Origin of the sequence: Aetokthonos hydrillicola CCALA 1050 (assembly GCF_017591665.1) — a bacterium.
GTDB lineage: Bacteria > Cyanobacteriota > Cyanobacteriia > Cyanobacteriales > Nostocaceae > Aetokthonos > Aetokthonos hydrillicola.
Map to the genome: position 1 here is coordinate 141,336 of NZ_JAAKGC010000011.1, position 11,723 is coordinate 153,058.

The following is an 11,723-nucleotide window of genomic DNA, read 5'->3' on the forward strand; positions in this document are numbered from 1 at the left end:
TGTTTTTAGCTACTTTTAAATTTTCCCACACTCGGTACTAACATTAAATGTATTTGCCCTGGCTATTTGGGTGTTTCTGCCAAAAGTGGATGCTCCCCTAGAAACCCCCCCTAGAATTTTTCCTATGCCAAAAGCTAGATGTACACGGTGAACGGTTTTTGAAAAAATGAGGAAGCTACCACAGATTCAGTCTTCTGGTTCTCTTGTGAGGTTAATTATTTAGTACAAAAATTGAGACACCTAGTTTGTTATCAAAGTGACACTGTATTTGATGTGCCAGTGAATTTCTCAAAGATGACACATATATTGCTGAGTTAGTGGTGAGACAAGATGACTAATTCCAATCCAGACAATCACTCAAATCCCCGGATCAAGAAGTTCTTGCGTCGCGGTGGAATAGCTTTAGGAGGGCTTTTCTTGGTTGGACTTGCAGGGGGTGCTTGGAGGTTGTGGTTTTTTGTGCATAAACAGTTAACGCCGTTGGTCGCACAAAGTCTTACAACTACACTCAACCGTCCTGTGAAAGTAGGTAAAGTCACAGGATTTTCTCTTACAGGAGTACAGTTTGGGGCTTCGAGTATTCCACCAACAGCCACAGATCCAGAAAAAGCTACAGTTGATGCAGTAGAGGCACACTTTAATCCATTACAGTTACTATTTAACCGCACTTTAAAACTCGATGTCACTTTAGTTAACCCAGATATTTACCTTCAACAGAATCAACAAGGGCGCTGGTTCACCACTACCTTTGCACCTACAGGTAAACCAGGACCCATTAAGATAGAATTAGAAAATATTCGGTTTCGTGGCGCTAAAGCGGTAGTCGTACCACAACTGAGAGTGGGAGCAGAGGAGCAGGGGAGCAGAGGAGCAGGGGGAGGAAGTTCTTCTCTGGGTTATCCCGTGGTTTTTACACAAGTTAATGGGACGGCTCAATTGCTGAATAACTACCAGCAGATTAAGTTTGACCTAGGAGGGTTACCGGCTGATGGTGGTAAGGTTTCTGTTCAAGGAAATGCATATATAAAGACATTTGAGACGAGTTTACAGGTACATGCAGAAGATTTCCTGGCGTCTGATGTCACTCACATAATCAAGTTACCAGTGAACTTGCAAGCAGGAAGAGTTCAGGCTGACTTGAACGTTCAACTTAAATCTTGGAGCCCGCAACTACAAACATGGGAAGATACTTCTATCAATGGTAACGCTCTTGCTCAAGGAGTTAGGCTTCAAATTCCTCAATTACCACAACCGTTTATAAATTCGCAAGGAAAACTTAACTTCTCAGGTACTCAAATTCAACTAGATAATGTCACCACTAGCTATGGGAAAATACCTTTAGTCGCTAATGGCACAGTTGATACTAAAGCTGGCTTGAATTTGGCAGCACGTGTTAATGCTGTGAGCTTGGCAAACGCTGCGGATACTCTCAAACTTAAGTTTCCAGTACCTGTAACTGGGGAAGCAAAAGCAGATTTGAAGGTTGTAGGTGTAACAACTCAGCCAGTTCTTGTGGGTACAGTTGCTTCTACTAAACCAGCAACAGTTGATAGAATCCCTGTAAGTAGCTTCAGCAGCAATTTCAATTTTTATACAGCGTCGTCAGTTATTAACCTGAACAACATTCAAGCCAAGCCAGTCGTGGGCGGTGAAGTAACAGGGACTGGTAAAATTAGCCTCGCCCAATATCCCCAGCTACCCCCTCGGCTTGATTTTAATTTAACAGCAAAGAATGTTCCAGGAGATGCGATCGCCTCACTTTACAATATCAAAACCCCATTTCAATTAGGTGCAGTTGCAGCGACGGCTCAAGTGACAGGGCCTACTAGCAATTCCCAAACTGTGGTAGAATTGCAGGCTCCAAATGGAACTTACCCAACAAATGGTACGCTGACTATCCTCGCTCCTCAAGATCAAGGTTTGTTGTTCCGCAATGTTGCTTTCAATGTTGGTGGTGGTACATTGCAAGGTTCTCTTCGTTGGACGAAGCAGGGTTGGCAAGCGATCGCTGATGCTTCAGGAATACAGGTGGAGCGATTTGTCAACTCCAGCCAACTACAAAATATATCTCTTCAAGATGCACAATTCAACGGTCGTTCTATCCTCTCAGGAACTTCAGCACCATTTACAATTGCTACAATTCGTCCAGAAAATGCCAGAGTTAACGTGGCTGGTGGTACAGTAGCAATCTCTAGTCTCCAGTTGAAAAACCAAGACTTTACTGTTGGGTTAGTAGCAAATGCTATACAGCCAAGGCTTTTACTTAAACAAGCTCCTCCAACTTTAAATGGCTCATTAAATGGTGCATTCCAAATTGCAGGAAATACCAATGCTTTAAGTGCCAATACTATACGTGCTACTGGTAACGCAAACTTAACAGTTAGTGGTGGTTCAGTTAGAGCATCTAATATCCTGCTGAGTAATGGTCGCTACCAAGCTAATGTTAATGCTTCAGGTGTGCAATTAAGCCAGTTTTCGCCGCAGTTACAGGGTAAGTTCGGAGGAAACGTACGAGTCGCTGGTACACTAGAGCAGCAAAATCTTGCTTATTTATTAGAGAATTTACGAGCTAATGGACAGGTTAATTTTTCTCAAGGACTGGCTAGTTTACAACAACCTCTATCTGCTGTAATTAACTGGGATGGACAAAAGCTCAATATTGAGAGAGTAAATAGTAAAAATTTAAATGCTAAAGGTTATATAGCAGCTAAAGTTACAGGAAATAAACCGGAAATTACAGACATTAATCTCAACGTTGAAGCTCGAAATTACAATTTACAACAGTTGCCGATTAAGCTTAACCAGGCAATTACGTTAGCAGGAAACGCTGATTTTATTGGACAAATTCGAGGTACACTACCGTTACCAAATGTACAAGGTCAACTCGCACTGCGAGACTTGGTGGTGAATAAGCTGGGTTTTGAGCCGGTGTTAAATGGCTCAGTTCAATCGGTGCAAGGACAGGGCGCAAGTATCAATCTATCAGGTGGACGAGATCAGATTGCTGCTAGCTTAAATGCAGCAAATCAAATCAACTCTTTCACTGTGAAATGGAAGAATGCGCTCGCAACGGGTCAAGCTCAAGGGGATAATTTGGCTGTGAATGTAAATAACTTCCCCTTGTCAGCGTTAAATATCAGTTTGCCGCCTAGCGCTCGTCTTGGTAACGGTACTATTGCTGGAGTGCTTGACGGGGATTTGTTGGTTAATCAGAAGACTTTTGCGGCGACAGGAAATGTGGCGATCGCACAACCGCAAATTGGATTGATTAGAGGCGATCGTGCTACTGCCCAATTCAGCTACGATAATGGTACAGCAAAGCTGACAAGTAGCGAATTTGATAAAGGTAATAGTCGCTACACCTTAACGGGTAATTTTGCGCAAACTCCTAAAGGTCCTCAAATCCAAGCGCAAGCTAACGTCACCCAAGGACAAATCCAAGATATCCTGACAGCCCTACAGTTTTCTAGTTTGCAAGATTTTCAACGTGGTGCAACTGCACCAACCTACGGAACTGCTGCTGATGTAACTACTACACCAGTAGGGTTTTCACCAAATCTGCCTATATCTGTTCAACTACAACGCTTCAACCAAATAGAAGCGCGAATAGCACAAGCGCAGCAACAAGAGCGTAATACTTCTTACATACCTAGTTTGGCCGATTTAACAGGAACCTTCAACGCTGCAATCAGTGTAGATACTGCCACACCTAATGGATTGACGGCCAATTTTAACCTGAATGGGCAAAACTTTGTCTGGGGTAGATCTAACGAGCCAGATCGTATGTACACAGCACAGCAGATTATCGCACAAGGAAGCTATCAAAGTGGTGTTTTGACGTTGCGACCTTTACGGATTGATTCAAACTTAGGGTTAATAGCTTTCACTGGTAACATTGGTAGTACTGAGCAATCTGGTCAGTTACAAATCAACAATTTCCCTTTGCAAACGCTGAATAATTTTGTCAAATTACCAGTTAGTGTAACAGGTAATCTCAATGCTACAGCTAACATAACAGGTGGCATAAAAAACCCACAAGCAGCAGGCGAATTACAAGTCACAGATGCAACTTTAAACCAGAAGGCTCTACAGTCTGCTACTGCTAATTTTGGTTATAATGATGGGCGCTTGAATTTTAACAGTAACATCCTAGTTTCTAGCTCAGAACCAGTTACGCTTAGTGGACGTATACCGTATAAGTTGCCTTTTGCAACTGTTGCGTCAGCAAGCGATCAGATTAATCTAAATGTAGATGTTAGAAATCAGGGGTTAGGAATATTAAATTTGTTGACTAACCAGATAGCATTTGAGAGTGGTAATGGAGAAGTAAACCTCGCAGTGAGTGGGACACTACAACAGCCGCAACTCAAAGGAATTGCTAATCTCAGTAACGCCACCTTTACGGCTCAAGCTTTACAAGGAAAACTGACAGATGTTACAGCAAATGTCCTGTTTAATCTTGATCAGATAAACGTACAAAATTTCCAAGGGAACTTTAACAAGGGTCAAGTTGTGGCTCAAGGAAACATTCCCATTTTTGATAACCCAGCAACACCATTGCCTAATCCTCTCACAATTAACCTTAACAAGTTAAATGTAAACCTAAACACTCTGTACAAAGGAGGCGTTGACGGTAACATACAAATAACTGGTTATGCACTTAACCCAGTAATTAGCGGTCAACTACAGTTGGCTAATGGTCAAGTGTCAATACCTACATCTACGAATAATACTAATTCAGCAAGTTCTGATAGTACTAATTCTGTTAATCTTGAGAATACTGATTCAACAAATTCTGAGAATACTAATTCAGCGAGTTCCAGTACAAACGTTGCACCAACGACAGAACAGAACCAGCAAAACAAATCTCAGACTGCAAACCTAAACGGGCGATTAAACAATCTAGAGTTAACGTTGGGTAAAAACGTAGAAATTAACCTACCACCTATTATTAGTTTTAGAGCAGCTGGCACTCTTGATGTCGATGGACCATTTACTGCTCCAGTGCCAAAGGGAACTATCAGGTTAACAGGAGGAGGTGTGAATTTGTTTGCTACCCAGTTTAACCTTGCCAGGGGCTCTCGACAAACAGCAACATTTACAGCAAATCGACCGCGCGACCCTGACTTAAATATTAATTTAGTTACCAATATAGTTGACGCACCTCCAACCCAAGTCAGAACCTCTCCCCTATCATCTGAGATAAATGATCCATTTATTACCGGTTTTGACCCTGTAACTACGATTCGCGTTAATGCAAGAATCAATGGTCCAGCTAGTCGGTTGGATCAAAACCTCAGACTGACAAGCTCTCCCGAGCGCAGCCAAGCAGAAATTGTTGCGGTACTCGGGGGTACGTTCCTACAAACTCTGGGAGGTGGTACCCAAAGTACTTTAGGACTAGTTAACCTAGCAAGTTCAACACTTAACATTCAGCGAACTTTTACTCAGATTGGAAATGCTATTGGTTTGAGTGACTTCCGTATATTTCCTACTATCAATCCCACTAATTCAAACTCAAAGCGAAATTCATCGGGTGGAAATTCGACAAATACTGGGCTAGATGTAGCGGCGGAAGCTGGGGTTAACGTGGCGCGTAATTTTTACCTTTCTGCTCAGAAAATATTGACGACAAACCAACCTATTCAATTTGGTGTTAACTACCGACTTACCCCGAATATTCGCGTGCGGACTTCTACAGATTTTACTGAAGACAATAATGCACAAATAGAGTATCAAACACGCTTTTAAAGAAGGAGTCAGAGTGTTCGCTCCTTCTTTAAAGGGTTGCGTATTTACTCAATGACTGTTTTTAGATCCAAAACCAGATTTTCTCACTGAGTTTGCTGTGTATTTGCTGGGAGTTGCGCCGTTTGTAGTGAGAGATTTAGGATTTGACCATCAGCATTGATAATAAAACCAGAACCAATCCCTCTAACTATTTGACGAGAAGGTTTATTTGGGATACCAGAACCAAAAAATTGACGGAAAAACGGATCGCTAAACTCTTCAGGTAGTTTACTAGTCACAGTTTTTGTTGAGTTAATCCGCACGACTGCTGGTCCTACTTGCTTAACTGTATTAGCTATTGAGTTAGCACCAGGTGTTATCGCCGTAGTAGAAGGAGCTATTGAAGGATTTGGCGTGGAGACTGGTGCAGACGTTGAGACACTACCGACATATTGCTTAGGAGATTGTTGATTGTAGAATACCAAATAACTTCCTAATATTGCAATTCCCGCCCCCAATAAGAACATCAATAAATTAGTAGCAGGTTTCGGTAAAGTTGAACGCCTATAAATTGGTTGCTTATTGTCGGACAATCTAAGATCCTTTTCTAAATCCTGTTGATCGTGTTTCATTTTTTTATCAAAAAATTTTTCAAGTTCAATGATGTTGCTTATGTTAATTACTATGAACAAATAAGATTTTGGGTTTTTGAGCCAGTTCTGCAATACGATTAATAGGCCAGTACCGGATAATAGTCAATGAATCGTACAAAATTTCAGAATGAACAACCTGTGCCAATTTTTTATGTACAAAGTATACATAACTTCATTAAAGTTACATCAGAATGAAATTGAGATGAAATTAAACTCTTTCTTTAGGGATAAAGAAATCCTTGGCTATTAGGTAGAATTATAAGAAAGGCTAGCTGAAAACCCTGTTGCTTTAGCCCAGGGATGAAAGCTGTCAGAAGCCCTTTAGGGCTGAGTGATTAAGCTCAAGAGTGTCCGGACGGTAAAGAATCAGCCTCATTCTATTTCCAAATAATTAAGGCGTTAACCAACTGCTGAGTGAAACTAAGGTTACACCAACACCTACCAAAAGAGTTCCAAACCATCTGGCTCTAGTCACCTCCTCTTTGAGGAGAAATTGTGCACCCAATATATTGATTACATAACCGCTAGAGGCTAGTGGGACAACCAAACTTAAATTAGCCCAGCTTAGTAGAGTCAGTAATAGAAAAAATGTACAAGCTTGGAACATAAAGCCAAGCCTAATATTGCGATTGTTTGCTAGACGGCGCACTATTCTCAATAACTCTCGTGGCTGTATCGTGGAAATCTCACCTCCCTGCTTCATTCCTTTTGCGACCAGCAGGTTGCTGGTAGAATCCATAATCACAAATAAGACGAGAGCAATCAAAATCTTCATAAAGATTATCCTAATAGATGAACGCTGAGACCCGGAAACTGTGATGTTTACAAAACTTTAGTGCTTATCGCCTGCTTTGACATCGCTTAAACCAACCCATAGAACGCCAAGTGTAATTATTGACGTGCCTAGCCATCTCATGACCGAGATTTGCTCGTGTAGGAGTTGTGAAGCGAATATGGCAGTTATTACATACTGGAATGCAGTTGTTGGTAACAGATAGCTCAGATCAAGCCAGGAAAGCGCCGACATGTATAGTAGGGTGTATGTGAGCAGCAAGACGATGGCTAGGTCAAACCAAGGATTTGCAATTATGTGGAACACAAGTGAGAATACAGCAAGAGGTTGTAGTGGATGTAGCGCGCCAACCTCCTGCATACTATGGCTTAGGCAGACGTTTCCTAAAACATTAAGCACAACAATGAGTGTAATGAAGATGAAACTTTTCACAATACTTTAACCAAAAAATGACTTCTACAACCTAATTTTGTTTCAAATTCTTTAGATTTGTAAACTCCTTATGTCTTTCTAAAGACTGATTTCAACAAGTTACCTCCTTTGTGCTTTACCCTTCTCTTCACACCCAAGCACTCACCTTCAGGAAAGACATATCAAACAGAATTCAATTAAATAGGGATCTCAACTGTAAATATACTGCCTAGCCCAGGTTGACTTTGAACATGAATACTGCCCTTGTGTGCTAGGGCGATCGCCTGTGCTATGGCTAAACCTAATCCCGAACCACCAGAGCTACGAGAGCGATCGCCATCAACTCGATAGAAGCGATTAAAAATGTGCTTTTGATGTTCTGGAGCAATTCCAATCCCTGTATCTTGAACTTTAATGACGGCGTAAAACTCTCTATCTTCCAAAGAAACGGTGACTTTTCCTTCAGCAGGTGTTGCTTGAATTGCATTAATAATTAAGTTAGAAATTAAACGATAAAGCTGTTCTTCATTTCCGATGACGTGTATTTTTTTTGTAGGGAGTACTGGCTCCAGAAGATTTACCCGATTTTCTACTGCCAAAAATGCTAGTTCCACTAAAATTAGATTTAGAAATTAACTGTTAAATCAAAATCTATATCCATGGTTTGATGCGAATTTGACTAAATTAAATGATAATAGCGTGGAAACTGTACTTAATAGTTATCTATAAAAGTATATTGATAATTTATCCACTCAGTTTTTCGTAAAAGATTAAGTACAACTTTATATAGGACTCCTATTTGATTTTTGAAAAAAACACACTACACCTTAATCCTCTGTAATCGTCTTAGAGCTTGCCTTTTGCTTCTTCCCAATGTACGGAGATAATTTCAGGAATCAAACCGGATTCCTATAGCTATGTTGTATTAGCTTAATGCTGCTGTTTATCGTTAGCAAATAAGTTCAAATAATTGGGAGATTTCTATGCCAGAAGTCATTCAGATTTATGATGATCGTCTGCGTGCTATTGTATCTCCATCTGCTTCACTCGAAAAACTCGCCACCGGTGCAGTCCATAGCGAAGGCCCTGTATATATACGTGAAGACGATAGTGTTGTGTGGAGCGACGCCCACGGGAACCGTTTGTTGAGATGGAGTCCCACCGATAACGTAACTGTCCTACGCGATCGCTCTGATTACCAAAGCGGTAATTACCGTGACCTTGAGGGTCGCATAGTTGCCTGTTCATCTGGGTTGCGCGCCATCATCCGACGTGAAGACGATGGTGAGTGGAAAGTTTTAGTTGATAGCTATGACGGCAAACGCCTTAATAGTCCAAACGATTTGGTAGTCAAAAGCGATGGTACAATTTGGTTTACCGACCCGCCTTATGGCATAACTGAACCAAACCAAGGATATGGCGGTGAACAGGAACAGCCCGGTTGTTATGTCTATCGTTTTGACCCCGTAACTGGCGAGATTTATCCTGTCGTAACCGATATGGTACGCCCTAACGGACTGGCTTTTAGCCCAGACGAAAGCCTATTGTATGTTTCAGATACAGCTGCATTTAATATTCCAGGGGGACCTCATCATATTCGTGCGTATGAGGTGGTGGATGGTCGACAGGTAAAAAACAGTCGTGAGTTCGCTGTTATCGAGCCTGGTCAACCCGACGGATTTCGGGTTGACGAACACGGTAATGTTTTTACTAGTTCTAAAGATAGTGTGCAGGTATTCGCCCCTGACGGGACTCTATTGGGGAAAATTCTCGTACCAGAAACGTCCACTAACCTCACTTTTGGTGGAAAGGAACGCGATTCCCTTTCAGGGACACTTCGTGAACGCCTGTTTATCACTGCTGGTCATTCCTTATATGCTATCAACCTCAATACTCGTGGTGTGCAGCTATGATTTATAAATTTTTACTAGGTGTCGCGATCGCCTTCGTTCTAGCTTCATTTAAGCTCCCACAAGTAGGGCCACACTTTTTGAGCGCCTTGTATAATTTTTATCCTGACGGATTTCAAGGTCTGGCGCTTTTACTGCTGAGAGTTAGTGTTGGTGGTTTATTCCTCATGCACGGCTACCCAAAGGTAACCCATCTTAGAGAGTGGGCTGAGTCTCTCAAAATGCCAGTCTATATGTGCTTTTTATCAGCGTGGTCTATGTTGGGTAGCGCAATTTGCCTGATTATTGGTTCGATTACACTTTTAGCAACCTTGCCTCTGCTAGCTTCAATGTTATTTGCGATATTTTTACATGTCAAGGAAGGTAAACCTTTCGTTGCTCAAGATCCCTACTTAATTCCAAACGATCAGTACAAAGGTCCCTTAGGAAAAGGTGAACCACCCAGTTGGGAAAAAGCCTTTATGTACTGCGTGATGCTGATTACAATTGCAGTTATAGGTCCTGGTGGATATTCGTTAGATGCCTTAATTTTTGGACGGTGAAATGACTCTAAATGAAAATTAGATGAAAATTTTTTAGCCCCGGGGATAGAAGTTTTTATTCATCCAATGGCTGGAGGCGATCGACACTACTAAGCTCTAAAGTAAATTCAGAATTACACTAACAGATCTAAGTGAATTCGATAAAACGTTATGACGTATTCTCCTTACCTCCCTAAAGGTCAAAAGCAGTGGTGACAGGAGCGATTTCTGGGATTGGTGAAGCTATCGCCGAGAATAGATACAGTTTTTACAAGAAATAAGTGATTGATTATGCCTATAAAAGTTAGTGTCAATCGTAATATCATCACAATTAACGATGGTTCTTCATTTTTGGTAACAGCTAGTGATGGTTCCATCGATGATACTCAAGCCCAAGGTTTTTTTATTCGGGACACCCGTGTAATTTCTTACTATGAAATTTCTATTAACCGCCACAAACTTGTGCTGCTAGCTTCTAGCAATATCAATCATCATTGCGCGCTTTATCAATTTACCAATCCACAACTCCCCACTGTTAGCGGTGACATACCCTCTGATTGTTTGCTGATCACTATCCAGCGCGATATTGCAGGAGGAATGCACGAAGATATCGAGATCACTAACTATCACTCAGAACCAGTTGAGTTTCAGCTCATGCTAGCAATTCGTTCTGATTTTGCAGATATCTTTGATATGAAAAAAAATAAGATTGTGACACGAGGTAATACAGAAACATCATGGCAAAATAATACACTCACTACCAAGTATCATAGTGGCTCTTTCTTGCGAGGTATTGTAACTAAGCTTTTTGATTCTAGTTCACAAGCAAGCTATGCTAACGGTCGTTTGATGTTTAATGTTATCATTCCTCCCAGCAAAATATGGCGCACCTGTGTCAACTTTACAGTTTTAGCTGATGGAGATGAGATTAAACCTCAACAAACCTGTACTGTATCTCATAACACAGAAGCTGGGAAAGTCAGGGATGAATTTATAAATAATGCTACGAAGTTGAGTTCGTCTAATACCGAAATTACTAGACAGGAGAATTAGAAATTTCAGCATAGTCAAAACAATTCAAAAACTAGGCTGATCTAAAAAATCAGCTTATGAGAGCGATCGCTGTTATTAAACCAATTTAGATTCAAAAAAACAAGTAGATTATGGATACATCAAAACCTGAAGTTGTCGTCATCACTGGAGCCTCCGCAGGTATAGGAAGGGCAGCAGTCCGAGCATTTGCCAAGCGAGGGGCGCACATCGGATTAGTCGCCCGTAGCCGAGATGGGCTAGAAGCTGCGCGTAAAGAGGTTGAGGAAGCTGGCGGTAAGGCATTAGTTTTACCAACTGATGTTTCCGATCCAGATCAAGTTGAAGCTGCTGCTACCGCTGTTGAGAAAGAGTTTGGTCCTATTGATATCTGGGTTAACGATGCGATGGCATCGATTTTGTCGCCATTTTTGGAGATTAAGCTCGAAGAGTTTCGGCGGGTAACCGAGGTGACATATCTGGGATATGTGTATGATATTCCTAGCTGTTCTTGCCTCATCAGCTTGAACGTACAAATTGCCCCAAACGTCTGGTTAGTGATCAGGTTTTGATAGCGGTTTCTCTGGAGAGCGTTCTGGGTTAAACTCATCTACCAGAGTGACAAAGATCGCTGCCGCGGGTACCGCCAATAACACACCTACTAATCCAAACAATT

9 protein-coding genes are annotated in these 11,723 nt (G+C 41.5%); 5 read left to right on the plus strand and 4 right to left on the minus strand.

The features are described 5' to 3' along the window. The first annotated feature begins 330 nt into the window (after positions 1 to 330). Positions 331 to 5,751: a translocation/assembly module TamB domain-containing protein gene (locus tag G4P69_RS08205; protein WP_208349284.1), complete on the plus strand. Its 5,421-nt coding sequence runs from the start codon at positions 331 to 333 to the stop codon at positions 5,749 to 5,751. An 83-nt stretch (positions 5,752 to 5,834) separates the two neighbouring features. Here the strand turns inward: G4P69_RS08205 and G4P69_RS08210 are convergent, their stop codons facing one another. From G4P69_RS08210 to G4P69_RS08225, 4 genes are all read right to left on the minus strand, one after another. Further along, positions 5,835 to 6,362: a Do family serine endopeptidase gene (locus G4P69_RS08210; protein WP_208345338.1), complete on the minus strand. Its 528-nt coding sequence runs from the start codon at positions 6,360 to 6,362 to the stop codon at positions 5,835 to 5,837. 412 nt (positions 6,363 to 6,774) lie between these two features. Beyond that, entirely contained in the window at positions 6,775 to 7,158 is a 384-nt protein-coding gene (locus G4P69_RS08215; protein WP_208345337.1) for a hypothetical protein, read from the minus strand. 57 nt (positions 7,159 to 7,215) lie between these two features. Beyond that, a complete protein-coding gene (locus tag G4P69_RS08220) occupies positions 7,216 to 7,536 on the minus strand; it encodes an EamA family transporter (protein ID WP_208345336.1) in 321 nt (106 codons plus the stop codon). Positions 7,537 to 7,784: 248 nt separating this feature from the next. After that, a complete protein-coding gene (locus tag G4P69_RS08225) occupies positions 7,785 to 8,201 on the minus strand; it encodes an ATP-binding protein (RefSeq protein ID WP_310834042.1) in 417 nt (138 codons plus the stop codon). Between the two features lie 369 nt (positions 8,202 to 8,570). Between G4P69_RS08225 and G4P69_RS08230 the strand changes: the two genes are divergently transcribed. From G4P69_RS08230 to G4P69_RS08245, 4 genes are all read left to right on the plus strand, one after another. After that, entirely contained in the window at positions 8,571 to 9,500 is a 930-nt protein-coding gene (locus tag G4P69_RS08230) for an SMP-30/gluconolactonase/LRE family protein (RefSeq protein ID WP_208349286.1), read from the plus strand. Further along, positions 9,497 to 10,039: a DoxX family protein gene (locus G4P69_RS08235; protein WP_208349288.1), complete on the plus strand. Its 543-nt coding sequence runs from the start codon at positions 9,497 to 9,499 to the stop codon at positions 10,037 to 10,039. Before G4P69_RS08230 ends, G4P69_RS08235 begins: the two co-directional genes overlap by 4 nt. A gap of 270 nt (positions 10,040 to 10,309) precedes the next feature. Next, positions 10,310 to 11,071, plus strand: coding sequence for a glycogen debranching N-terminal domain-containing protein (locus G4P69_RS08240; protein ID WP_208345899.1), 762 nt, complete (start codon positions 10,310 to 10,312; stop codon positions 11,069 to 11,071). A 110-nt stretch (positions 11,072 to 11,181) separates the two neighbouring features. Next, a complete protein-coding gene (locus G4P69_RS08245) occupies positions 11,182 to 11,619 on the plus strand; it encodes an SDR family NAD(P)-dependent oxidoreductase (RefSeq protein ID WP_243902745.1) in 438 nt (145 codons plus the stop codon). Positions 11,620 to 11,723 lie beyond the last annotated feature (104 nt).